The following is a 24,297-nucleotide window of genomic DNA, read 5'->3' on the forward strand; positions in this document are numbered from 1 at the left end:
TCTACTATCAAAAACTTCAAGAATGCAAGCCCCCCGGGCGCCCAGAGCGCTCAGCTGATGGGGGAGATCGAAGGCACGGTGCAGGGTCACCGCGACGGGCACGGTTTCCTGATGCCCGACGATGGTCAACCGGACGTTTATCTGTCCTCGCAGGAGATGCACGCCGTCATGCACGGCGACCGCCTGCGGGTGCGCATCGTGCGCCACGACAAGCGCAACCGTCCCGAAGGCCGCGTGCTCGAGATCCTCGAGCGCCGCAAGAAGCCGATCATTGGCCGGCTGCTGCTCGAGTCCGGCATCTGGCTCGTCGCCCCTGAAGACAAGCGCTACGGTCAGGACATCCTGGTCCCGAAGAACGCGATCGCCAACGCGACCGCGGGACAGATCGTGGCCGTCGAGCTCACCGAACCGCCCTCGCTGTATTCGCAGCCGGTCGGTCGCGTGACCGAGGTGCTGGGCGAGATCGACGACCCCGGCATGGAGATCGAGATCGCCGTGCGCAAGTACGAGGTCCCGCATGCCTTCAGCGCCGACACGCTGGCGCAGGCGGCCAAGCTGCCCGACAAGGTCCGCGCGGTCGACATGAAGCACCGCATCGACCTGCGCGATGTGGCGCTGGTGACGATCGACGGCGAGGATGCCCGCGACTTCGACGATGCCGTCTACTGCGAGCCCCACAAGCAGGGGCGGGGCAAGACGGCGTTCCAGGGCTGGCGCCTGCTGGTCGCGATCGCCGACGTCAGCCACTACGTGAAGCCCGGCGAGGCGCTCGATCGCGATGCCTACGAACGCGCCACCTCGGTCTACTTCCCCAGACGCGTCATCCCGATGCTGCCGGAGAAGCTGTCGAACGGCTTGTGCTCGCTGAACCCGGAGCAGGACCGCCTGTCCATGGTCTGCGACATGCTGGTCAGCGAGGCCGGCGAGTTGCATGCCTACCAGTTCTATCCGGCGGTCATCAACTCGCATGCGCGCTTCACCTATACCGAAGTGGCGGCGATTCTGGGCAACACGCATGGTCCCGAGGCACACAAGCGCAAGACGCTGGTGCCGCACCTGCTGCATCTGCACGAGGTCTACCGCGCGCTGCTGTCTCAACGCGCGAAGCGCGGCGCGATCGACTTCGAGACCACCGAGACCCAGATCGTCTGCGACGACAACGGCCGCATCGAGAAGATCGTGCCGCGCACCCGCAACGAGGCGCACCGCCTGATCGAGGAGGCGATGCTCGCCGCCAACGTCTGCGCGGCGGACTTCATCGCGGGCGGCAAGCACGCCTCGCTGTACCGGGTCCATGAAGGCCCGACGCCGGAGAAGCGCGGCACGCTGCAGGCCTACCTGCGCGCGCTGGGCATCGGCATGGGCATCAGCGACGACCCGTCGCCGGGCGAGTTCCAGGCGATCGCGCAGGCGACCAAGGACCGCCCGGACGCGCAGCAGATCCACACGATGCTGCTGCGCTCGATGCAGCAGGCGATCTACACGCCGGCCAACGCGGGCCACTTCGGCCTGGCGTACCAGGCCTACACGCACTTCACCAGCCCGATCCGGCGTTACCCGGACCTGCTGGTGCACCGCGTGATCAAGGCGCTGCTCGGCTCGAAGAAGTACGCGCTCGACGCGCACAAGATGACGGCGGCGAACCCGATGCCCAAGCGGCCGGGCAAGCCGGCGTCGAAGGCGCCAAGCCCGGCCTCCGCGTCGACCGAGTCGGAGCGCTGGGAAGTCGTCGGCGCGCACTGCAGCGCCAACGAGCGCCGCGCCGACGAAGCCTCACGCGACGTCGAGGCCTGGCTGAAGTGCCGCTTCATGCGCGACCACCTGGGCGAGGAGTTCGCCGGCACGGTGAGCGCGGTGACGAGCTTCGGCCTGTTCGTGCAGCTGGACGCGTTGTATGTCGAGGGCCTGATCCACATCACCGAACTCGGCGGCGAGTATTTCCGCTTCGACGAGGTCCGTCAGGAGCTCCGCGGCGAGCGCACGGGCATCCGTTACGCCACCGGCGCGCGGGTGCAGGTGCAGGTGAGTCGTGTCGACCTGGACGGTCGCAAGATCGACTTCCGCCTGGTGCGCGATGGGGAGGAGCAGCGCTTGCTGCGCGGCGCCCACCGCGACAAGTTCGGTGATCGACGTGGCGGCGACGGCAAGGGCCCCGCGAGGAAGCAGGACAAGCGCGCCGAGCACCGCGCGCGCCGCGAGGCTGCTGCGGCGCCTGCCGCAACGGTCGAGCCGATGCCGCAGCCTCAACCCGATCCGCCGACGGCGGTCGACGCGCTCGAGCGCATCGAGCAGGCCGACCGCGTGCTGAAGGCCGAACGACGCAAGTCGGAGCGCGCGACGAAGGGCGCGGCGACGCATCCCGTCCAGGCGGCCAAGCGAACGGCGCGCAGCGCGGCGAAGTCCGTGGCGGCGAAGGGCAGCGGCGCACCGACGGCCAAGACGACGCGACGCAAGCGCGGCGCTTGAAGCGAGCCTGAACGGTTCGGCCTCTTGCGGTCGGACCCGTGATGAACAAGGGCCTGGTCATGACCAGGCCCTTCGCGTTTCCATGCGCGACGCTCGGCGGGATCAGGCGGCGGGGCCGTGAAGCGCGGCCATCGCCTCGATCAGATCTGCGGCGAGCAGCGGGCCGGCATGGCCCTCGGCCGCCGTGCCGTGCCAGGCCACGGCGGCACAGGCGAGGTCGTGCGGTGAAATGCCGGGCGATTGCGCCCAGAGTCCGCCGATCCAGCCGGCCAGCACGTCGCCGGTGCCGGCGGTCGCCAGCGCCGACGAGCCGGTGCCGCTGATCGAGAGGAGACGCTCGGGCGTCGCCACGATGCTGCCCGACCCCTTGAGCACGACGGTTGCCGCGAAGCGAGTTGCCAGCTGCTTCGCGGCGTCCAGGCGATCGGCCTGCACGGCCGCGGCGGAGGGCAGTCCGAGAAGTCGCGCCGCTTCCAGCGGATGCGGCGTCAGGATCGTCGGCCAGCCGCGCGCGGCGCGACGACACAGCGAGCGTTGCAGCGTCTCGTCGGTGGCGACGAGGTTCAAGGCGTCTGCGTCGAGCACGACGCGCGTCGCGCCATGCAACACCGTGGACAAGACCGGTGCGATCGCTGTGCCGCCGCCGCAGCCGCACACGGCGACGACGTCTCGCCAGGTGTCGGGCGACGCGCTCCAGCGCGCGGCGGGCCAATGCATCAGCTCCGGCCGGGCGGGCCACGGCTGACCGTCGTCGTCGGGCAGCGCCGCGTACACGCGACCCGCGCCGGCGGCAAGTGCCGACGTCGCGGCGAGCCAGGCGGCGCCGCGCATCGTCGGCGCGCCGCCGATCACGACCACGTCGCCGTGGCGGCCCTTGTGGCTCGATGCCGAGCGCGCGAAGGTGTGCTGCCAGCGTTCGATGCGGCTGGCGCCGAAGAGCAGTCCGATGCCATCGCCATCGCCATCGCCATCGCCATCGCTGGCGTCGTCGACCAGCGCGCCGAGATCGTCGAACCAGACGCGTCCCGCGAGCGCGCGTCCTTCGCCAGTGAACAGGCCTGCCTTCAGCGTCAGGAAGGTCAGGGTGTGATGGGCCCGGACCACGTCGGCGCCCCATGGCTGGCCGGTGCGCACGTCGATGCCGCTGGGCACGTCGACGGCCAGCACGGTGGCGCCGGCATGGCGCACCCCGTCGATGGCCTGGATGGCCGAGGCCAGCGCGCCTTCGGGCGCCCGGCTGGCGCCGAGGCCGAGGAGGGCGTCGACGACCAGGTCGGACCGCCGGGGCATGTGCTGCAGGTCGGCATGCAGGCGCAGGCCCGCCTGCCTGGCGGCATCCAGCGCATGCGCGGCGTCGCTGCCCGGCCGGGGTTCCGATCCGACCAGTAGCACGTCCACGGTCCATCCGCGGGCGGCTAGGTGGCGCGCGGCAATGAGGCCGTCCCCGCCATTGTTGCCAGGGCCGGCGAACACGGCCGCATGACCGCCGAAGGGATGGAGCGCCAGCGCGAGTCGGGCGACCGCCAGACCGGCGCGCTCGATCAGCGCATGCGGCGGATGTTGCGAGAGCGCGGCCGACTCGATGCGCCGGCTCGATGGCGCGTCATGCAGGGAGCGATCGTGGGAGGAGGGCAGCACCGGCAGCATGCCGCCGACTCTATCCCGGTCCTGGGTCGCAGGTTGCAGGACTCAGTTCACTTGAGCCGTCCCGGCTCCAGCAGCGCGGCGTCGATGCCGGGATCCTGCTTCGCCAGCCGAGCGGCGAGCAGCTGTGCCGCGGCGCCGGCCATGGTCCAGCCATGCTCGCCGTGGCCGATGTTCAGCCACACGCCGGGCAGGCCGGATTCGCCGATCAGCGGCAACTCGTCGGGCAGCATCAAGCGCGAGGTCTTCCATCGCTGCTGACCGCCGGCGAGCAGCGCGCCCGGGAACCAGTCGTGCGCGGCCTGGTGCAGCGTGCCCATCGACTGGCCGTCCGGCTGCGACGACGAGCCGCCCAATTCATTCGCACCGCCGACGCGCACGCGCTGGCCGAGTCGCGTGAGGCTGACGCCCAGGCGCATGTCGATGACGGTCGCGCGCGGCCCCAGGTCCGGGTGCGCCTCCAGCATGCGCAGCGGCGCGGTCAGCGTGTGCGTGTGGATCGTGCCCCACGGCAGCTTCAGCCCCTGCGCGGCAAGCAGCGGCGCGGCGCCCTTGCCGGCGCAGACGAGCACCGCATCGACGCGCAGCGGCTCGTTGGCCGCCACATGGACGGCCGGCTGGTTGCCGGGCTCGATGCGGAGCACGTCGGTGTTGAAGTTCCACCGGACGCCCAGCCGTTGCGCTTCCAGCTTCAGCGCCTGGCTGAACTGGCGCGCGTTGGCCGCTTCGTCCTGCGACAGCAGGATCCCGCCATGCAGCGCGGTCTCGGCGTTGAGTCCGGGTTCCTGCACGCGACAGCCTTCGGCGTCGAGCTCGCGGTGCGGGACCTGCCGCTCCTGCAGCCGTGCCAGCAGCGGGGCCGCGGCCTTGTAGTCCTTGGCAGTCCGCCACAGCAGCAGCACGCCGGCTTCGCGCTCGACGTCCATCTTCAACTCGCGCCGCCACACCGCCATCACGGCTTGCCCGCGTTGCGCCAGCGCATGCAGCGCTTCCGGCATCGCCTGCGGGCCGCGCGAGCGACCGGCACGCCAATGCGCGAACTTCCAGCCGAGCTGGCCCGGCTTGCCGCGCCACGCCAGCGGCGTGTCCGGCCTTGCGGCCATCAGGCCTGGTGCGATCAGGCCGGGCGGCGCGAAGCTCGCGCCGGTGGCGACGCTGGTATCGCGTTCGAAGACATGGACCTCGTGGCCCCGCAGCGCAAGTTCGTACGCGCTGGTGACGCCGGCCAGACCGGCTCCGATGATGGCGACCCGCATCTCAGCGGGTCCCCGCGGCGAGCGCCGCTTTGAAGTCGGCCTTGAGGTCGGCCTTGAGGGTCGCCTCGACGCGCGATGCGGCGCCCAGCACCGCGCGATCGCGCCCTGCGGCCGCCCAGAGCATCAGGCCGACCGGCAACTCGCCGGGATGTTCGCACGGGATCGAGATCGCGCAGCCATCGAGCAGGTTCACGACGGCGGTGTTGCGCAGCAAGCGCGCGTTGGTGGCAAAGAACAGGTCGTCGCTGGTCAGCAAGGGGGCGATCTCCGGAGCTTGGAGGGGAACGGTGGGGCTGAGGAAAGCGTCGATGTCGGACATCTCTGCCGTCATGTCGTGGATCCAGCGGTGGCGGGCGTCGCGCAGCGCCTGGTAGTCGGCGGGGAGGATGGCCTCGCCGCGGCGGATGCGCAGCGCGACGCGCGGGTCGTAGCGGTCGCCGCGTTCGGCAAGGCGCGCATGGTGCCATGCCCACGCTTCGGCCGCGGTGAGGCCGCCTTGCGTTTGCAGTTCCGCCACACGGGGGAGGGCGGGCAGCGCGCGCACTTCGATGCGGGCACCTGCCGCGCGCAGCGTTTCGAGGGCGCGCTCGAAGGCGCGCGCCACCGCCGGTTCGAGTTCGTCCTGCATGAAGGTCGGCGTGATCGCGAAGCGCCATGCCGACAACGGCCGTTCATCGAGGTCGACCGCGTCGCCGCTCAGCACCGCGTGCAGCAACGCGGCGTCCCGCACCGAGCGCGTGATCGCGCCGGCCGTGTCCAGCGAGGGCGCCAAGGGCACGCAGCCCTCGAGCGGCACCCGCCGCGCCGTGCCCTTGAAGCCGACCAGTCCCTGCAGCGCGGCCGGGATGCGCAGCGAGCCGCCGGTGTCCGAGCCGAGCGCCGCCCATGCGGCGCCGGTCGCGACGCTGACCGCCCCGCCGGAGGTGGATCCGCCGGGAATGCGGTCCTGGCCGTCGATCGCGCGTGTCGCCGGATTCCGGGGCGTGCCGTGATGCGGATTGATGCCGACGCCGGAGGAGGCGAATTCGCTGAGATTCGTGTGGCCGATCAGTGCCGCGCCGGCGGCGCGCAGCCGGGCGACGGCGGGGGCATCTCGCCCGGCGGGGCGGGCATCGGCCATCGCGGCAGAGGCGGCGGTCGTCGGATGCCCGGCGACATCGAAGAGGTCCTTCACGGACACCGCCAGACCGCCCAGTGGTGGACGCGGCTCGCCGCGCCTGGCCGCGGCATCCGACGCCTCGGCGGCCCGGCGCGCCTCCTCATCGAAGCGGCGCAGGAAGACGTGCTCGCAGGCGGCGCTGTCGGCGCGCGCCAGGTTGTCGGTCAGCAGGGCGCGCGCCGAATGGCGGCCCAGGCGCAGCGAGGCGAGCGCCTCGGTCAGGTCGATCGGCATGCAAAAGCGGGTTATACTCGATGGGTTTTCCCGGATACGCCAGCCGTTGGGGCTGGAGTCCGGTGGGAACGCGGTGTGCAGCAGGGTCGGGCCATGTGTCGTGCCTCTGTCGCTCATCGCAAATTCGCGGATCCGGCGAATCGAGGTGTTGCGACGTCTTTCAGACGTGGCAATTCGTGCCGGATTCTAGAACCAACCTTCGGAGTTACTTATGTCCGTCACGATGCGTGAGATGCTGGAAGCCGGCGTCCATTTCGGTCACCAAACCCGCTTCTGGAATCCCAAGATGGCCCCGTATATCTACGGCCATCGCAACAAGATCCACATCATCAACCTCGAGAAGACGCTGCCCGCGTTCGAGGAAGCCCTGAAGTTCGTGCGCCAGCTGTCTGCCAAGCGCGGCACGATCCTGATGGTCGGCACCAAGCGCCAGGCCCGCGACATCGTCGCCGCCGAAGCTGAGCGCGCCGGCGTCCCGAGCGTCAACCAGCGCTGGCTGGGCGGCACGCTGACCAACTTCAAGACGGTCAAGACCTCGCTGAAGAAGCTCAAGGACATGCAGGCCCAGATCGACGCCGGCACCCAGCCCGCGATCAAGAAGGAAGCCCTGATGTTCACGCGCGACATCAACAAGCTGGACAAGAACATCGGCGGCATCCAGGACATGGTCGCGCTGCCGGACGCCCTGTTCGTCATCGACGTCGGCTACCACAAGATTGCCGTGCAGGAAGCCAAGAAGCTGGGCATCCCGGTCATCGGCGTCGTGGACACGAACCACTCGCCCATCGGCATCGATTACGTCATTCCCGGCAACGACGACTCGGCCAAGGCTGTCGCCCTGTACGCCAAGGCGGTCGCCGACGCTGTCCTGGAAGGCCGCGCCAACTCGTCGAACGAAGTCGTCACGGCCGTCGCTGCTGAAGGCGACGAGTTCGTCGAAGTGAACGAAGGCGCCTGATCCAGGCCCTGACCCTCGACGGGTTCTGACAAGGGGGCTGATTCAGCCCCCTTCGTCCAAGCAAATTCAGATTTTCAGCGGTGCCGGGTCGTTCCGGGCCGCGACATACGGAGATTGAAATGGCAGCAATTACCGCAAGCATGGTCGCCGAGCTGCGCGCCCGCACCGACTCCCCGATGATGGAGTGCAAGAAGGCGCTGACCGAAGCCGACGGCGACATGACCCGCGCCGAAGAGATCCTGCGCGTCAAGCTGGGCAGCAAGGCCGGCAAGGCCGCCTCGCGCGTCACCGCCGAAGGTGTCGTCGCCGCGGCCGTGAAGGGCAACGCCGGCGCGCTGATCGAAGTCAACTGCGAAACCGACTTCGTGTCCAAGAACGATGCCTTCCTGGCGTTCGTGAACGCGCTGGCCGGCCTGATCGTCGACAGCAACCCCGCCGACATCGCCGCCCTGTCCGCCCTGCCGCTGTCGCAGGAAGGCTTCGGCCCGACGGTCGAGGACGTGCGCGCCGGCCTGATCGGCAAGATCGGCGAGAACATGACGATCCGCCGCTTCAAGCGCTATGAAGGCGCCAAGCTGGCTTCCTACCTGCACGGCACCCGCATCGGCGTGATGGTCGAGTTCGACGGTGACGAAGTCGCCGCCAAGGACGTCGCGATGCACGTCGCCGCGATGAAGCCGGCCGCGCTGTCGTCCGCCGAAGTCCCGGCCGAGCTGGTCGAGAAGGAACGCAAGATCGCCGCCGAGAAGGCCGCCGAGTCCGGCAAGCCGGCCGAGATCGTCGCCAAGATGGTCGAAGGCTCGGTGCAGAAGTTCCTGAAGGAAGTCTCGCTGCAGGACCAGGTCTTCGTGAAGGCCGCCGACGGCAAGCAGACCGTCGCGCAGATGCTCAAGGACAAGGCCACCACGGTGAAGTCCTTCACCCTGTACGTGGTGGGCGAAGGCATCGAGAAGAAGGTCGACGACTTCGCTGCCGAAGTGGCTGCCCAGGTGGCCGCTGCAAGCAAGCAGCAATAAGCGTCGCGACTCAAAAAGGGCGCCTCTGGCGCCCTTTACACTTGTGCGCTTGCGCATGCAGGCGCACGCACGACACTCCCTCCATCGGCTGTACTGACGAGGTAACAATGCCCGCCCACAAACGCATCCTGCTCAAGCTTTCCGGTGAAGCCCTGATGGGCGACGACTCCTACGGCATCAATCGCGCCACCATCGTGCGCATGGTGCAAGAGATCCAGGAAGTGACGAAGCTCGGCGTCGAGGTCGCGGTCGTCATCGGCGGCGGCAACATCTTCCGCGGCGTGGCGGGCGGCGCGGTCGGCATGGACCGCGCGACGGCCGATTACATGGGCATGCTGGCCACGGTGATGAACTCGCTGGCCCTGGCCGACACGATGCGCCAGGAGGGCATGACCGCGCGCGTCATGTCGGCCATCGCGATCGAGCAGGTCGTCGAGCCCTACGTGCGTCCCAAGGCGCTGCAGTACCTGGAAGAGGGCAAGGTCGTCGTCTTCGCCGCCGGCACCGGCAACCCCTTCTTCACGACCGACACGGCCGCCGCGCTGCGCGGTGCCGAGATCGGCGCCGAGATCGTGCTGAAGGCGACCAAGGTCGACGGCGTCTACACCGCCGACCCCAAGAAGGATCCGACGGCCACGCGCTACTCGCGCATCAGCTTCGACGAGGCCATCGGCAAGAATCTGCAGGTGCTGGACGCGACCGCCTTCGCGCTGTGCCGCGACCAGAAACTGCCGATCCGGGTGTTCTCGATCTTCAAGCCGGGCGCGCTGAAGCGTGTCGTGCTGGGTGAGGACGAGGGCACGCTGGTGCACGTCTGACCGGACTGGCGCGTTAGAGACCACGCCGTCCCCCTGATCGAGGAAAAGAACATGAGCATCGCCGACATCAAGAAGAACGTCGAAGCCAAGATGGCCAAGTCCGTCGAGGCGTTCAAGAACGAACTGCAGAAGATCCGCACCGGTCGCGCCCACCCGGGCCTGCTGGACCAGGTGCACGTGGACTATTACGGCTCGATGGTCCCCATCTCGCAGGTCGCCAACGTCACGCTGCTGGACGCCCGCACGGTCAGCGTGCAGCCCTGGGAAAAGGGCATGAGCCAGAAGATCGAGAAGGCCATCCGCGAATCGGACCTGGGCCTGAACCCGTCGTCCATGGGCGACCTGATCCGCGTGCCGATGCCGCCGCTGTCGGAAGAACGCCGCCGCGACCTGGTCAAGGTCTCCAAGGGCGCCGCCGAAGACGCCAAGGTGGCCGTGCGCAACCTGCGCCGCGACGCCAACGAGCAGGCGAAGAAGGCGGCCAAGGACAAGGTCATCACCGAGGACGACGAGCGTCGCAGCCAGGACGAGATCCAGAAGCTGACCGACCGCGTCGTCTCGGACATCGACAAGCTGCTCTCGGCCAAGGAAGCCGAGATCATGGCCGTCTGATCGTCGCATCCTCGTGAGCGCCGACAGCAAGGCGGGAGTGCCCCGCCATGTGGCCATCGTCATGGATGGCAACGGTCGTTGGGCGAAGAAGCGCTTCCTCCCGCGTTTCTTCGGCCACAAGCAGGGCGTGGACGCCCTGGTGCGGGTGGTCCAGGCCTGCATCGATCGCGAGATCGAGTACCTCACCGTCTTCGCCTTCTCCAGCGAGAACTGGAAACGTCCCAGCGACGAGGTGTCCGGCCTGATGGGCCTGGTGCTGGCAGCCGTGTCGCGCTACCTCGCCCGCATGGGCGCGATGGGCGTGCGCATCCGCATCGTCGGCGACCGCGAGGCGGTGTCCGACAAGCTCCGGGCTGCCTGGGCCGAGGCCGAAGGCTCCACCGCCCACAACACCCGGCTGACGCTGAACGTCGCCTTCAACTACGGCGGCCGCTGGGACATCGTCCAGGCGTGCCGCAAGGCGATGGAGGCGGGCGTGCCGCCTGCCGAGCTGACCGAGGCCCGACTGTCCGAGTTCATGGCGATGAGCTATGCCCCGGACCCCGACCTGTTCATCCGGACCGGCGGCGAACTGCGCATCAGCAACTTCATGCTGTGGCAGACCGCGTACACCGAGTTCGTGTTCTCCGACTGCCTGTGGCCCGAGTTCGGCGAGGCGCAACTGGACGAGGCGATCGCCGCGTTCCGGGCGCGCGATCGCCGCTTCGGCGGGGTGAACGTTCCGGGCGTCGCCCAGGAGGCTTGAGATGCTGATTCAGCGCGTGATCACGGCCCTGGTGCTGTTGGCGATCCTGCTGCCGGCGCTGTTCGCGTCGAATCCCATCTGGTTCGCGCTGCTGACGCTGGTGATGATCGCGGCGGCCGGTTGGGAGTGGTCGCGGCTGAACGGCAGGCCGGGCGCCCCGGCGCTGGCGTTCGGCGCGGTGCTCGCGGCCGCCTGCGCGGCGACCTTCTACTTCGTCGGCTTCAACGTGCCGGCCTGGTGCTGGTGGCTCGCCGGCGGGATCTGGGTGCTCGGCGGCGTGCGTGCGCTCGCGGCCGGCGTGGCCGGCTGGCCGAAGCTGTCGCCCGTGCTGAGACTGGTGCTCGGCGCGGTGCTGCTGTGGGCCGCGTGGCTCGCGCTGATCGTCGCGCGTCAGCGTGGGATCAACTTCCTGCTGTCGGCGATGTGCCTGGTCTGGATGGCCGACATCGCGGCGTACTTCGCCGGCAAGGCCTTCGGCAAGCGCAAGCTCGCGCCCGCGATCAGTCCCGGCAAGAGCTGGGAAGGCGCGATCGGCGGCCTCGTCGGCGTGATCGTGCTGGGCTTCGTCTGGGTCCACGTCATCGACGTGCGCGTCCCCGTGGACTCGGCCTCGCTGTACACGGTGCTGGTGAAGCGCATCGGCATCGTGTCGCTGCTGGCCCTGGTCTTCCTGTCGGCGATGAGCGTCGTCGGCGATCTCTTCGAATCCCTGGTCAAGCGGGCCGCCGGCGCCAAGGACAGCAGCCAGCTGCTGCCCGGCCATGGCGGCGTCCTGGACCGCGTCGACGCGCTGCTGCCGGTGCTGCCGCTGGCGCTGGCGCTGACCTCCCTCTGAGTCTCCGGATCCCTTCGCGATGACCGATCACCTCCACCGCCCGCAGCAGGTCTGCGTGCTGGGTTCCACTGGATCCATCGGCACCAACACGCTGGACGTGATCGCGCGCCATCCGGACCGCTATCGGGTCTTCGCCCTGTCGGCGATGAGCCGCGTCGACGAACTGGCCGCGCAGTGCGTGCGCTTCGAGCCGCGCTTCGCCGTGCTGCCCGATGCGGCGCTCGCCGCGCAGCTGCGCACGAAGCTGCGCGAGGCGGGCTCCCGCACCGAGGTCCTCGACAACATGGCCGCGCTGAGCGAGGTCGCCGCGCATCCCGACGTGGACGCGGTGATGGCCGCGATCGTCGGCGCCGCCGGCCTGCCGCCGGCGATGGCCGCGGCGCGCGCGGGCAAGCGCCTGCTGCTCGCGAACAAGGAGGCCATCGTGCTCGGCGGCGCGCTGTTCATGCGCGCGGTCAAGGAAGGCGGCGCCACGCTGCTGCCGGTGGACTCGGAGCACTCGGCGATCTTCCAGTGCCTGCCCGAGGACCGGTCGACCTGGCCGCAGCGCATCGATCACATCGTGCTGACCGCGTCCGGCGGCCCGTTCCGGCAACGCGATCCGGCCTCGCTCGCCGACGTGACGCCGGAACAGGCCTGCGCCCATCCGAACTGGGTGATGGGTCGCAAGATCTCGGTCGACTCGGCGACGATGATGAACAAGGCGCTCGAGGTCATCGAGGCGCGCTGGCTCTTCGACCTGAAGCCCGAGCAGATCAAGGTGCTGATCCACCCGCAGAGCATCGTGCACTCGATGGTCGTGTGCCGTGATCACTCGGTGCTGGCCCAGCTGGGCACGCCCGACATGCGCGTGCCCATCGCTTATGCGCTGGCCTTCCCCGAGCGCATCGTGTCGGGCGCGGGGGTGCTGGACCTGCTGAAGACACCGAGCCTCGCCTTCGAGGAGGCCGACGAGCGTCGCTTCCCCGGCCTGCACCTGTCGTGGCAGGCGCTGCGCGCGGCCGAAGGCAGCACCGCGGTGCTGAACGCGGCGAACGAGGAGGCGGTCGCTGCCTTCCTCGATCGCCAGTTGCGCTTCGATCACATCTGCCGTGTCAACCGCGAGGTGCTCGAATCCGTGAATCCCGAGGCCGGCGAGGTCGACAGCGTCGAGGGCCTGCTGGTGCTCGACGAACGCGCCCGCCGGCGCGCGCGACAGCAGATCGCGGCGCTTGCCGCGGCGGTCTGATCCTCCGGTCGACGACCGCCGCCCCGCCCCAGCCTTCGATCCAGGACGTCCGCGATGCTCTCCCAGGTCCTCTACTTCCTCGTCACGCTGGGCATCCTCATCGTGATCCACGAATGGGGCCACTACCGCGTGGCGCGCGCCTGCGGCGTCAGGGTGCTGCGGTTCTCGGTCGGCTTCGGCCGCGTGCTGCTGCGCCGGCGCAAGACACCGGACAGCACCGAGTTCACGCTCAGTGCGATCCCGCTCGGCGGCTATGTCCGCATGCTCGACGAGAGCGACGGCCCGGTGGCCCCCGACCAGCAATCGCAGGCCTTCAACCGCAAGACGCTGTGGCAGCGCGCGGCCATCGTCGTCGCGGGGCCGGCCGCCAACCTGATCCTGGCCGTGGTGCTGTTCGCGGTCGTGGGCTGGATCGGTCGCGAGGAACCGAAGGCGCTGCTCGGATCTCCGACGGCGGGCGGACTGGCCGAACGCGCGGGCTTGCGCGCCGGCGACTGGGTGCAGGCCTGGTCTCACGACGGCCAGGACTGGGAAGACATCCGTTCGATGCCGGACTTCGGCTGGCAACTGGCGCAAGCCGTGGCGGACAGGCAGCCGCTGCTGATCAGCGTCAGCGACGCGGGCGGTCACGGTCGACGCACGGTGCGCCTGGGCACCGACACGCTGGAGAGCCGCGACTTCGACGAGAAGACGATGGGCCGCATCGGCCTGGGCGGCGTGTTCGTCGAGCCGGTGCTGGGTCGCATGGTCGACGGCGAGCCCGCGCAGGCCGCGGGGCTGCTGCCCGGCGATCGGGTGCTGCGCGTCAACGACGAGCCGGTGCCGGACGTCGCCTGGTTCATCCAGCGCGTGCGTCGCGCCATCGTCGATGGCCAGCCGGAGCCGCTGCGCGTGGTCGTGCGTCGCGACGGCCAGCCCCTGGAACGCGTGGTCACGCCGCGCGTCGAGATCAACGGCGACCAGCGCGTGGCCCGCATCGGCGCGGGCTTCGACGCCCGGCCGGCGAGCGTCATGGTGCACTACGGTCCTGTCGAATCGGTACGGCAAGGCCTGACCCGCACCTGGGAACTCAGCGCGCTGACGGTGAAGACTCTGGGCCGGATGTTGGTCGGTGAAGCTTCGGTAAAGAACCTCAGCGGACCCATCACGATCGCCAAGGCGGCGGACCAGTCGGCGAGCCTCGGACTGACTGCGTTCCTGGGCTTCCTCGCCGCCGTCAGCGTGAGCCTCGGGGTGCTGAACCTGCTGCCGCTGCCGATGCTCGATGGCGGACACCTGATGTATTATCTTTTCGAGGGTTTGAGCGGCCGCCCTGTCTCTGAGTGGTGGCACAAGCAGCTGCAACGCGCAGGCATCGCCGTCGTGCTGCTGATGATGAGCCTGGCCCTTTTCAACGATCTGACCCGCACGCTGGGTCTGCACTGAAGCTTCCGCATGCCCCGATTCCTGCCCGACGCCCTGCGCCCCCACGTGATTCAACTGGCGGTGCTGGCCACCGCGCTGCAAGCCGGTTCCGCCTGGGCCGCCGAACCGTTCGTACTCAAGGACATCCGCGTCGAAGGCCTGCAACGGACCGACCCGGGCACGGTGTTCGCGGCGCTGCCGTTCCGCATCGGCGACACGTACAACGATGAGAAGGGCGCCGCCGCGCTGCGCGCGCTGTTCGCGACCGGCCTGTTCAAGGACGTCCGCATCAACCTCGACACCGATGCCGTCGTCATCGTGATCGAGGAACGTCCGATCATCGCCAACGTCGGTTTCGTCGGGCTCAAGGAGTTCGACACCGAGGCGCTGACCAAGTCGCTGAAGGACGTCGGCATCGGCGAAGGCAAGCCCTTCGACAAGGCCCTGGCCGACCGCGCCGAGCAGGAACTCAAGCGTCAATACCTGACCCGCTCGCTGTACGGCGCCGAGGTCACGACGACCATCACCCCGATCGAACGCAACCGCGTCAACGTCAGCTTCTCGGTGACCGAAGGCGAGCCGGCCAAGATCGCGGAGATCCGCATCCTGGGCAACAAGGTCTTCAGCGAAGGCACGTTGACGGGCCTGCTCGAGCAGACCACGTCCGGCTGGCTGACCTGGTACACGAAGACCGACCGCTACTCGCGCGCCAAGCTGAACGCGGACCTGGAAACGATCCGCTCGTACTACCTGAACCGCGGCTACCTCGAGTTCAACGTCGAGTCCACGCAGGTCACCATCTCGCCGGACAAGCAGAGCATCAGCATCGCGATCACGATCAACGAAGGCCAGCCCTACACGGTCAACGGGATCAAGCTCGAAGGCGACTTCATGGGTCGCGACGAGGAGTTCAAGCGCCTGGTCGCGCTCAAGCCCGGCCAGCCGTACAACGGCGAAGCGGTGGCGCAGACCACGCGCAATTTCCAGGACCTCTACGGCACCTTCGGCTACGCCTTCGCGCGTGTCGAGAGCCGCCCGGAAATCGACCGCGCCACCGGCCAGGTGACGGTGACGCTGGTCGGCGAGCCGCAGCGCCGCGTCTACGTGCGCCGCGTGCTGATCTCGGGCAACACCCGCACGCGGGACGAAGTCATCCGTCGCGAGTTCCGCCAGTTCGAATCGTCCTGGTACGACGGCGCGCGCATCAAGGCCTCGCGCGACCGCGTCGAGCGCCTGGGCTACTTCAAGGACGTCACCATCGACACGACCGAGGTCCCGGGTTCGCCCGACCAGGTCGACGTCACGCTGACGGTGACCGAGCGTCCGACCGGCAACATCCAGATCGGCGCCGGCTACTCGAGCGCCAGCAAGCTGTCGCTGTCGGGCTCGATCTCGCAGGAGAACGTGTTCGGCTCCGGCAACTACCTGGGCATCCAGGTGAACACCGCCAGCACCGGCCGCGCGCTGGGCGTCACGACGGTGGACCCGTACTTCACCGTCGACGGCGTGTCCCGCGCGATCGACGTGTTCTACCGGACCGTCAAGCCGATCAACAACCTGGGCGAGGAATACGAGTTCGCCTCGTACGGCGGCTCGGTCAAGTTCGGCGTGCCGTTCTCCGAGGACGACACGGTCTTCTTCGGCATCGGCTACGAAACCACGCGCATCACGACGCGGACCGGCCTGCCCAACAGCTACTGGCTGTTCCGCGAGCAGTTCGGCGCATCGGCGATGTCGATCCCGCTGACCATCGGCTGGAAGAAGGACAACCGCGACTCCGTCATCACGCCGACCGCCGGCGCGATGAAGCGCGTGAACCTGGAACTGAGCCCGGTCGGCGATTCGCGCTACACGATCGCCAACCTGCAGTACCAGGAGTTCTTCCCGCTGGGCCGCAAGTTCTCGCTGATGGTCAACGGCGAATTCGCCTACGGCAAGGGCCTGAGCGGCCGGCCTTATCCGATCTTCAAGAACTTCTACGGCGGCGGCCTGGGCTCGGTGCGGGTGTTCGAGCCCGGCACGCTGGGCCCGGTCGACGTGACCGGTTCGTACACCGGCGGCAACCGCAAGTTCAACCTGAACACCGAGTTCTACGTGCCGGTGCCGGGGTCGGGCAACGACAAGAGCTTCCGCCTGTTCGCGTTCCTCGACGCGGGCAACGTGTGGGGCCAGGACGAGAAGCTCGCGTTCAAGGACGTGCGCGCCTCGGCGGGCGCGGGTATCAGCTGGCTGTCGCCGATGGGTCCGCTGCGGCTCAGCTATGGTTCGCCGATCCGCAAGAAGCCCACGGATAGAATCGAGCGATTCCAATTCCAGATCGGGACTGCATTCTGATGAAGAGCAAGCTGTCGCAGATCGTCGCCACCGTCCTCCTGGCGGGCGCGGCGAGCCTGGGCGCGCAAGCCCAGGAAGTCAAGATCGGCTACGTCAACAGCGAGCGGATCCTGCGCGAAACCAATTTGGCCAAGGCGGCGGAAACGAAGCTGCAGGCCGAGTTCAGCCGGCGCGAGAAGGCGCTGGTGGACCTGGAGACCAAGCTGCGCGGCGCGGCCGAGAAGCTCGACAAGGACAGCCCGGCCCTGAGCGAGGCCGAGCGCGGTCGCCGCCAGCGCGAACTCATCGAGCAGGACCGCGACCTGCAGCGCAAGCGCCGCGAGTTCAACGAGGACGTCGCGCAGCGCAAGAACGAGGAACTCTCCGCCGTGATCGAGAAGGCCAACAAGGTCATCAAGCAGATCTTCGAGCAGGAGAAGTACGATCTGATCGTTCAGGACGCGATTCATGCCAGCCCCCGCGTGGACATCACGAAGAAGGTGATCGACGCGCTCAACGGTCAGAAGTGACCTCAGACGAGACGCCCGAAGTGACCACGAAGCAGGTTCTGGTCTCCGATCTGATCGCCGCCTTGGGCGGCGATCTTGTTGGTGCGTCCGAGACGGCGATCCGCGCGATCGCGCCGCTGGAAGCGGCGGGCGCGGACGCGATCTCCTTCCTCTCGAATCCCAAGTACGAAGCGCAGCTGGCGACGACGCAGGCGGCCTGCGTGATCGTGTCGCCCAAGCTGGCGGAGGCCGCCGCGGCCCGCCAGGGTGCCGGCACGGTCGCGTGCTGCATCGTGGCCCCGGATCCCTACCTCTACTTCGCGCGGCTGACGCAGTGGTGGGCCGCGAACATGCGCAAGCCGCGCGCCACGCCGGCCCTGCATCCGACCGCCACGGTCGCGGCGGACGCGGTGATCGGCCGTGACGTCGAGGTCGGCCCGCATGCGGTGATCGAATCCGGCGCGGTGCTGGGCGACGGCGTGCGCATCGGCGCGCACACGATCGTCGAGCAGGACGCCCGCATCGGCGCGCACACGCGGCTGGCGCCGCACGTGGTGTTCGGCCATGACTGCGTGATCGGCGAACGTTCGATGCTGCACAGCGGCGTGGTCATCGGGGCGGACGGTTTCGGCTTCGCACCGACGAAGCGATCGGACGGCGCGCCCGGCGTCGAGTGGGTCAAGATCGAGCAGCTCGGCGCGGTGCGCATCGGCGACGGCGTCGAGATCGGCGCCAACACCTGCGTGGACCGCGGCGCGCTGGGCGACACGGTGATCGCCGACGGCGTCATCATCGACAACCTGGTCCAGATCGCGCACAACGTGAAGATCGGCAAGGGCACGGCGATCGCCGGCGCGACGGCGATCGCCGGCAGCGCCGAGATCGGCGCCAACTGCATCGTGGCCGGGGCGGCGCGGATCAACGGACACATCCGGATCACTGACGGCGTGCAGATCGGCCCGACGGCCAACATCAGCAACAGCATCGACAAGCCCGGCGCCTACGCCGGCATGTGGCCCTTCGAGGACGCCGCATCGTGGCAGAAGAACGCCGCCGCCCTGCGCGGGCTCTATGAGCTGCGCCAGCGCGTGCGCGCCCTGGAAAAGAAGACGACATGACTGAGACCCGCATCGACATCCACGGCATCCTCGAGAAGCTGCCGCACCGCTACCCCATCCTGCTGGTCGACCGCGTCCTGGAAGTGGAGAAGGGCGTGCGCATCCGCGCGATCAAGAACGTCAGCATCAACGAGCCGTTCTTCCAGGGCCACTTCCCGCACCGTCCGGTGATGCCGGGCGTGCTGATCCTCGAGGCGCTGGCGCAGGCCGCCACGCTGCTGGCGGTCGAGAGCTACGACTTCACGCTGGACGAGAACCATGTCGTGTACTTCGCCGGCATCGACGGCGCGCGCTTCAAGCGTCCGGTCGAACCGGGCGACCAGTTGATCCTCGAGGTCACGCTGGACCGCGCCAAGGCCGGCATCTACAAGTTCGGCGCCAAGGCGCTGGTCGGCACCGACATCGTGGCCGAGGCCGGCCTGATGTGCACCATGCGCAAGCTCGACTGCTGAGCCCGCGCAGACTCTTCCGCTGAACAGCCGCTGAATCCGGACGCCCATGGCCCAGATCCATCCCACCGCCCTCATCGACCCGCGGGCGCAGCTCGACGACACCGTCCAGGTCGGCCCCTACGCGGTGATCGGCCCCGAGGTGCGCATCGGCGCGGGGACCCGCGTCGGTCCGCACACCGTGATCGAGGGCAAGACCACGATCGGTCGCGACAACGTCATCTTCCAGTTCGCGTCCATCGGCGCGATGCCGCAGGACATGAGCCACGGCGGCGAGGTGACGGAGCTCGTCATCGGCGACCGCAACACGATCCGCGAGTTCTGCACCTTCAACACCGGCACGTTCAAGGAGCAGGGCGTCACGCGCGTCGGCTCCGACAACTGGATCATGGCCTACGTGCACCTGGCGCATGACGTGATCGTCGGCGATCACTGCGTGCTGGCCAACAACGCGACGCTGGCCGGGCACGTGCATGTCGGCGACTGGGCGACGATCGGCGGCCTGACCGGCGTCCATCAGTTCGTGCATGTCGGCGCGCACGCGATGATCGGTTTCCAGGGCCACGTGGCGCAGGACGTCGCGCCCTACATGACGGTCGACGGCAACCCGCTGGGCGTGCGCGCGGTCAACCTGACCGGTCTGCGCCGCCGCGGTTTCAGCAACGACCGCATCGGCGTGATCCGCCAGCTCCACAAGCTGCTGTTCCGTGACGGGACGACGCTGGAGCAGTCCGTCGCCAACATCGAAGCGCTCAAGCAGGGCCAGGACGCGGAGTCCACCCGCGACATCCAGGCGATGCTGGACTTCCTGGCGGGCGCCAAGCGCGGCCTCGTCCGCTGATCGGCCCGGAAGACCGACATGAGTTCCACGGATCCTCGACTGGGCCTGGTGGCCGGCGAGGCCTCCGGCGATCTGCTCGCCAGCCTGCTGCTGCAGGGCCTGAAGGCGCGCTGGCCTGGGTTGAGCTCGGCCGGCATCGGCGGCCCGAAGATGCAGACCCAGGGCTTCGACGCCTGGTGGCCCAGCCACAAGCTGTCGATCTTCGGCTACTGGGACGCCATCAAGAACATCCGCGAACTGCTGGCGATCCGCCGCCAGCTCGGCGATCGCCTGATCGCCGAGCGGCCGTCGGTCTTCGTCGGCGTCGACGCGCCGGACTTCAATTTCGGCCTGGAGCACCGGCTGCGCGAGGCCGGCATCAAGACGGTCCACTTCGTCTGCCCGTCGATCTGGGCCTGGCGCGCGGACCGCGTGCAGACGATCAAGCGCAGCGCGGACCACGTGCTCTGCCTGTTCCCCTTCGAGCCTGCGATCCTGGAGAAGGCGGGCATCCCATCGACCTACGTCGGTCACCCGCTGGCGGACCAGATCCCGTTCGAGCCGCCGCGCGAGGACGCGCGCCGCGACCTGGGCTTCGGGGAGGGCGACACCATCGTCGCCATCCTGCCCGGCAGCCGTCGCAGTGAACTGGACCACATCGGTCCGCCGCTCCTGGAGGCAGCCCGCCGCATGCACCAGGCGCGGCCGGCGCTGCGTTTCGTCATCCCGATCGCGCCGGGGCTGCGTCCGATGGTCGAGGCGCTGATGGCGCAGCACGGCCAGGGCCTGCCGATGACGCTGGTCGACGGCCGCGCGCAGGACGCGCTGGCCGCCTGCGACCTGACGCTGGTGGCCAGCGGCACCGCGACGCTGGAAGCGGCGCTGCTCAAGCGACCGATGGTGATCGCGTACAAGCTGCACTGGTTCAACGCGTGGCGGATGAAGGGCAAGGCGCTGCTCCCGTGGGTGGGCCTGCCCAATGTGCTCGCGCGCGAGACGCTGGTGCCCGAGTGCCTGCAGGACGAGTGCACCGGCGAGCGCATCGCCCGCGAGGGCCTGGCCTGGCTGGATGATGCGCCGCGCCGGGAGCGGTTGCGCGAGCGCTTCCTCGAGATCCACCAACAGCTGCGCTGCAACACCGCGCAAAGGGCCGGCGATGCGATCGCGAAAATCCTCGGCGCTTGAGCCGCCGACGCAACTGGGCCTCGAATGGGTCCGCGAGGGCCTGCTGTGCGGTGTGGACGAAGCGGGCCGCGGCCCGCTCGCCGGTCCGGTGGTCGCCGCGGCGGTGATCCTCGACGACCAGAATCCGATCAAGGGACTGAACGACTCGAAGGTGCTCAGCGAGAAGAAGCGCGAGCAACTCTTCGACGAGATCCGCGCCAAGGCGCTGTGCTTCTGCATCGCGGAGGCGACGGTCGAGGAGATCGACCGCATCAACATCCTGCAGGCGACGATGCTGGCGATGCGCCGCGCGGTCGAGGGCCTGCGGCTCAAGCCCGCGCACGTGCAGGTCGACGGCAACCGGCTGCCGGTGCTGCGCATCCCGGCCGAGGCCATCGTCAAGGGGGACGCGCTGGTGCCGGCGATCTCGGCCGCGTCCATCCTGGCCAAGGTGCATCGCGACCGTTTCTGCCTGCAGATGCACGCGCAGCACCCGCAGTACGGCTTCGACAGCCACAAGGGTTACGGCACGCGCGAGCACCTGGACGCGCTGCGCGTGCATGGCGCGACCGCGTGGCATCGCCAGAGCTTCGCGCCGGTGCGGACGCTGGACCTGGGCGATCCGGGCCTGGCGAACATCGCCCCCGTGTTGAGGGCCGAGCCCGCGCTGAACGAGGAAATGAGACCCGGATGAGCTGGCAGTCGATCACAGCGCGCGACAACCCGAACCTGCAGCGCCTGCGCAAGCTGGCGCAGGACGGCGGCGCCTATCGGAAGCTGGGCGGCGTCTGGCTCGAAGGGGACCACCTCGTGCGCGCCGCGGTGCAGCGCGGCGTGAAGCCGGCGCTGGCGCTCATCACGGACGTGGCCGCGGCGGACGAGGCGTTGCATGCGCTCGCCGACGTGGCGCCCAAGGTGCTGGTCGTGTCGCCGGAATTGTTCAAGACGGTGTCGGGCCTGGAATCGCCGGCGCAGATCGGTATCGAACTGCCGCTGCCGACACAGCCGCGCATCGAGGCGAAGGCCGATTCCGTCGTGCTGGACCGCCTGCAGGATGCGGGCAACGTGGGCACCATCCTGCGCAGCGCCGGGGCGCTGGGCTTCCGTCAGGTGCTGGCGCTGAAGGGCACGGCGGCGCTGTGGTCGCCGAAGGTGCTGCGCGCCGGCATGGGCGCGCATTTCGGGCTGCATCTGGTGGAAGGACTGAGCGTCGACGATCTCGACGCCCTCCAGGTCCCGCTGCTGGCGACGAGCTCGCACGCCGATGCGCTGCTGCATCAGGCCGACCTGCCCAACCCCTGCGCCTGGGTCATGGGCCACGAAGGGCAGGGCGTGGCCGAGGCGCTGATGCAGCGCTGCGCGCTGCGCGTCGGCATCCCGCAGCCCGGCGGGGAAGAGTCCTTGAACGTGGCGAGCGCGGCCTCGATCTGCCTGTACGAAAGCGCGCGTCGCAGGCTGGGCTGACGGCACGCCGCTCGGAACGAGCGCGAGTCGGATTCGTCCGGGGGCGCGTCCACGAGCTCTTTGACGGGCTCCTCGACGGGCTCCTCGACGGCCTCAGCGCGCCATCGCGAGCGCCCCGACGCCCAGCGCAATGAACGCCGCGCCGGCGATGCGCCATCCACGTTCGCCTTCACCGAGCAACTGCCCGCCGATCAGCGCGGCGAACAGCATCGACAGCTCCCGCGCCGGCGCGACGCGCGACAGCGGCGCGAGCTTCATCGCGTAGAGCACCAGGATGTAGGCCGTCGGCGCGCCGACGGCCACCATCAGCGCATGCCGCCATTGCTTGCGCAGGGCGGGGCCGAAACCGGCGCGATCCCGCAGCACGGCGGGCAGGCTGACCGGCACGCGCAGCAGGTTGCAGAGGTAGTCGTACAGGATAGGCGACAGTGCCAGCACCTTCACCGCGTAGCCGTCGATGACGCTGTAGGCGGCGATCGTCGCGCCGGTCGCCGCGCCCCAGGCGATGCCGAGCTTGCGCTTGCGATGCAGCTCGGGATCGCGGTTCGCGCCCCTGGCGAAGAGGGCGGGTCCCGCGGCCATCAGCAGGATGCCGCCGACGACGCCCGCCAGGCCGAGGCCGCCGCCCAGCCCGAGGTGCTCGCCCAGCAGCACCACGGCGACCAGCGACGAGAGCACGGGGCCGCTGCCGCGCGCGACGGGGTAGACGACCGTCATGTCCGCCGCCCGATAACCTGCGAGCAGTGCGTTGAAGTAGGCCAGGTGCACGATCGCGCTGGCGATGGTGGCGGTCCATGCCTGCCAGCCCCAGTCTCGCAGTTCGTCGAACCCGACCACCACGACCACGGGCAGCCACAGCAGGCTGACGCCGAGGGCGGTCATGCAGGCGAAATGATGGTTGCCCTGCGCCTTCTTGGCGGCGAAGTTCCACAGCGCGTGGATCAGCGCGGCCGCGACGACCAGGGCGAGCGCGCTCGCTGGCATCGGTCGCGGACGGGCTCAGTACATCAGACGATCGGGTCGGATGTCGCGCAGGATGGTGGTCGCGATTTCCTCGATCGACTTGTGCGTCGACGACAGCCAGTTGATGCCGGCCTTCTTCATCATCGTCTCCGCCTCGCGGACCTCGTAATGGCAGTTCATGAGGTCGGCGTATTTGCTGCCCGGACGGCGCTCGTTGCGCACCTGCGCCAGGCGCTCCGGATCGATCGTCAGGCCGAAGCACTTCTTCTTGTGCGGGATCAGCAGCGAGGGCAGATGGCCGCGGTCGAAGTCCTCGGGGATCAGCGGGTAGTTGGCGGCCTTGATGCCGTGCTGCATCGCCAGGTAGAGCGAGGTCGGCGTCTTGCCGCAACGACTGACCCCCACCAGGATCACGTCGGCCGAATCGAGGTTGCGGGCCGACTGTCCGTCGTCGTGTGCCAGCGAGAAGTTGATCGCCTCGATCCGGTCGTGGTACTCCTGGCTTTTCGCGACGTCGGAGAAGCGGCCGACGCGGTGGCTGGACTTGATCCGGAACTCGTCCTCCAGCGGCGCGATGAAGGTGCCGAACATGTCCATCACGAGGCCTTGACACTCCTGGCGCACCACGTTGAGCACCTCGCGGTTCACCAGCGTGGCGAACACGATGGGGCGCACGCCTTCGCGTTCGCCGGTCTCGTTGATCTCCTGGACCAGTTGGCGGGCCTTCTCGCCGCTGTCGATGAACGGGCGGCGCACGTGACGCGCCTTCACCGAGAACTGCGCCAGGATGGAGTTACCGAAGGTTTCGGCGGTGATGCCGGTGCCATCCGAAACGAAGAAGACGGTGTGCTGGGTCATGGGGGCCTTTGAATCGTGCCGGAACCGGACCGCGAGCGGGTCCGGGCGCCTTCGCTGGATCGGGCATGCCGCATGCCGAAGCGGGAAGTTCAGCCGTTGTTCCACCTCGGCCCGGCCCCGAACGGGGGCTTACATCATAGATCGACGACCCACTAGAATCGTCCGCAACTTGCCCCTGCCCATCGCATGAACGCCGCATGACCGTCGCAATGACCGTCACACCACGACGCCCACAAGAATCGACAACATCTGTCGTGCGCCGTG

Annotated in this window: 22 protein-coding genes; 17 read left to right on the top strand and 5 right to left on the bottom strand. The window is 68.8% G+C overall.

Translation table 11 applies throughout. The features are described from left to right. Window positions 1–57 precede the first annotated feature (57 nt). Window positions 58–2,466, top strand: a complete 2,409-nt coding sequence (gene rnr / locus AC07O8_RS07835) for a ribonuclease R (protein ID WP_495047466.1) — start codon at window positions 58–60, stop codon at window positions 2,464–2,466. A 102-nt stretch (window positions 2,467–2,568) separates the two neighbouring features. Here the strand turns inward: rnr and AC07O8_RS07840 are convergent, their stop codons facing one another. From AC07O8_RS07840 to AC07O8_RS07850, 3 genes are read right to left on the bottom strand one after another with little or no spacing between them, the layout of a single operon-like run. Beyond that, window positions 2,569–4,113 carry an NAD(P)H-hydrate dehydratase gene (locus tag AC07O8_RS07840; protein WP_495047467.1) on the bottom strand — a complete coding sequence of 515 codons (1,545 nt, stop codon included), beginning with the start codon at window positions 4,111–4,113 and terminating at the stop codon, window positions 2,569–2,571. Between the two features lie 47 nt (window positions 4,114–4,160). Next, complete coding sequence (locus AC07O8_RS07845) at window positions 4,161–5,366, bottom strand: FAD-dependent oxidoreductase (protein ID WP_495047468.1); 1,206 nt, start codon at window positions 5,364–5,366, stop codon at window positions 4,161–4,163. A gap of 1 nt (window position 5,367) precedes the next feature. Next, window positions 5,368–6,759 carry an amidase gene (locus AC07O8_RS07850; RefSeq protein ID WP_495047469.1) on the bottom strand — a complete coding sequence of 464 codons (1,392 nt, stop codon included), beginning with the start codon at window positions 6,757–6,759 and terminating at the stop codon, window positions 5,368–5,370. A gap of 211 nt (window positions 6,760–6,970) precedes the next feature. Between AC07O8_RS07850 and rpsB the strand changes: the two genes are divergently transcribed. The 16 genes from rpsB to AC07O8_RS07930 all read left to right on the top strand — a co-directional run bounded on the left by rpsB (window position 6,971) and on the right by AC07O8_RS07930 (window position 22,212). Continuing rightward, window positions 6,971–7,717, top strand: coding sequence for a 30S ribosomal protein S2 (gene rpsB, locus AC07O8_RS07855; protein ID WP_297525918.1), 747 nt, complete (start codon window positions 6,971–6,973; stop codon window positions 7,715–7,717). A 119-nt stretch (window positions 7,718–7,836) separates the two neighbouring features. Then, window positions 7,837–8,733 (top strand): translation elongation factor Ts, encoded by an 897-nt coding sequence (gene tsf / locus AC07O8_RS07860; protein WP_331614127.1) that lies wholly within the window; start codon window positions 7,837–7,839, stop codon window positions 8,731–8,733. Window positions 8,734–8,840: 107 nt separating this feature from the next. After that, on the top strand, window positions 8,841–9,551 hold the full coding sequence (pyrH, locus tag AC07O8_RS07865; RefSeq protein ID WP_297525920.1) for a UMP kinase: 711 nt from the start codon (window positions 8,841–8,843) through the stop codon (window positions 9,549–9,551). A gap of 51 nt (window positions 9,552–9,602) precedes the next feature. Then, the gene (gene frr / locus AC07O8_RS07870; protein WP_495047470.1) at window positions 9,603–10,163 is read left to right on the top strand and encodes a ribosome recycling factor; all 561 of its coding nucleotides are present in this window, start codon (window positions 9,603–9,605) and stop codon (window positions 10,161–10,163) included. A 13-nt stretch (window positions 10,164–10,176) separates the two neighbouring features. Next, a complete protein-coding gene (gene uppS, locus AC07O8_RS07875; protein ID WP_495047471.1) occupies window positions 10,177–10,908 on the top strand; it encodes a polyprenyl diphosphate synthase in 732 nt (243 codons plus the stop codon). A gap of 1 nt (window position 10,909) precedes the next feature. Next, a complete protein-coding gene (locus AC07O8_RS07880; protein WP_495047472.1) occupies window positions 10,910–11,743 on the top strand; it encodes a phosphatidate cytidylyltransferase in 834 nt (277 codons plus the stop codon). 19 nt (window positions 11,744–11,762) lie between these two features. Further along, complete coding sequence (gene ispC, locus AC07O8_RS07885) at window positions 11,763–12,971, top strand: 1-deoxy-D-xylulose-5-phosphate reductoisomerase (RefSeq protein ID WP_495047473.1); 1,209 nt, start codon at window positions 11,763–11,765, stop codon at window positions 12,969–12,971. Between the two features lie 54 nt (window positions 12,972–13,025). Beyond that, on the top strand, window positions 13,026–14,396 hold the full coding sequence (gene rseP / locus AC07O8_RS07890; protein WP_495047474.1) for an RIP metalloprotease RseP: 1,371 nt from the start codon (window positions 13,026–13,028) through the stop codon (window positions 14,394–14,396). Between the two features lie 9 nt (window positions 14,397–14,405). Then, complete coding sequence (bamA, locus tag AC07O8_RS07895; RefSeq protein WP_495047475.1) at window positions 14,406–16,709, top strand: outer membrane protein assembly factor BamA; 2,304 nt, start codon at window positions 14,406–14,408, stop codon at window positions 16,707–16,709. Then, entirely contained in the window at window positions 16,709–17,218 is a 510-nt protein-coding gene (locus AC07O8_RS07900) for an OmpH/Skp family outer membrane protein (protein WP_495047476.1), read from the top strand. The genes bamA and AC07O8_RS07900 overlap by 1 nt, the downstream gene beginning before the upstream one ends. A gap of 20 nt (window positions 17,219–17,238) precedes the next feature. Continuing rightward, window positions 17,239–18,315 carry a UDP-3-O-(3-hydroxymyristoyl)glucosamine N-acyltransferase gene (lpxD, locus tag AC07O8_RS07905; RefSeq protein ID WP_495047477.1) on the top strand — a complete coding sequence of 359 codons (1,077 nt, stop codon included), beginning with the start codon at window positions 17,239–17,241 and terminating at the stop codon, window positions 18,313–18,315. After that, a complete protein-coding gene (fabZ, locus tag AC07O8_RS07910) occupies window positions 18,312–18,767 on the top strand; it encodes a 3-hydroxyacyl-ACP dehydratase FabZ (RefSeq protein WP_297525929.1) in 456 nt (151 codons plus the stop codon). Before lpxD ends, fabZ begins: the two co-directional genes overlap by 4 nt. 46 nt (window positions 18,768–18,813) lie before the next feature. Further along, complete coding sequence (gene lpxA, locus AC07O8_RS07915; RefSeq protein ID WP_495047478.1) at window positions 18,814–19,605, top strand: acyl-ACP--UDP-N-acetylglucosamine O-acyltransferase; 792 nt, start codon at window positions 18,814–18,816, stop codon at window positions 19,603–19,605. A gap of 18 nt (window positions 19,606–19,623) precedes the next feature. Next, window positions 19,624–20,769 carry a lipid-A-disaccharide synthase gene (lpxB, locus tag AC07O8_RS07920; RefSeq protein ID WP_495047479.1) on the top strand — a complete coding sequence of 382 codons (1,146 nt, stop codon included), beginning with the start codon at window positions 19,624–19,626 and terminating at the stop codon, window positions 20,767–20,769. Further along, window positions 20,741–21,442 (top strand): ribonuclease HII, encoded by a 702-nt coding sequence (gene rnhB / locus AC07O8_RS07925; protein WP_495047480.1) that lies wholly within the window; start codon window positions 20,741–20,743, stop codon window positions 21,440–21,442. Before lpxB ends, rnhB begins: the two co-directional genes overlap by 29 nt. Next, the gene (locus AC07O8_RS07930; protein WP_495047481.1) at window positions 21,439–22,212 is read left to right on the top strand and encodes a TrmH family RNA methyltransferase; all 774 of its coding nucleotides are present in this window, start codon (window positions 21,439–21,441) and stop codon (window positions 22,210–22,212) included. The genes rnhB and AC07O8_RS07930 overlap by 4 nt, the downstream gene beginning before the upstream one ends. 93 nt (window positions 22,213–22,305) lie before the next feature. Here the strand turns inward: AC07O8_RS07930 and AC07O8_RS07935 are convergent, their stop codons facing one another. Beyond that, window positions 22,306–23,196: an EamA family transporter gene (locus AC07O8_RS07935; RefSeq protein WP_495047482.1), complete on the bottom strand. Its 891-nt coding sequence runs from the start codon at window positions 23,194–23,196 to the stop codon at window positions 22,306–22,308. 15 nt (window positions 23,197–23,211) lie between these two features. Then, complete coding sequence (gene ppsR, locus AC07O8_RS07940; RefSeq protein WP_431256172.1) at window positions 23,212–24,033, bottom strand: posphoenolpyruvate synthetase regulatory kinase/phosphorylase PpsR; 822 nt, start codon at window positions 24,031–24,033, stop codon at window positions 23,212–23,214. Window positions 24,034–24,297: the final 264 nt, after the last annotated feature.

This window comes from Roseateles sp. GW821-FHT09G09 (assembly GCF_059415965.1).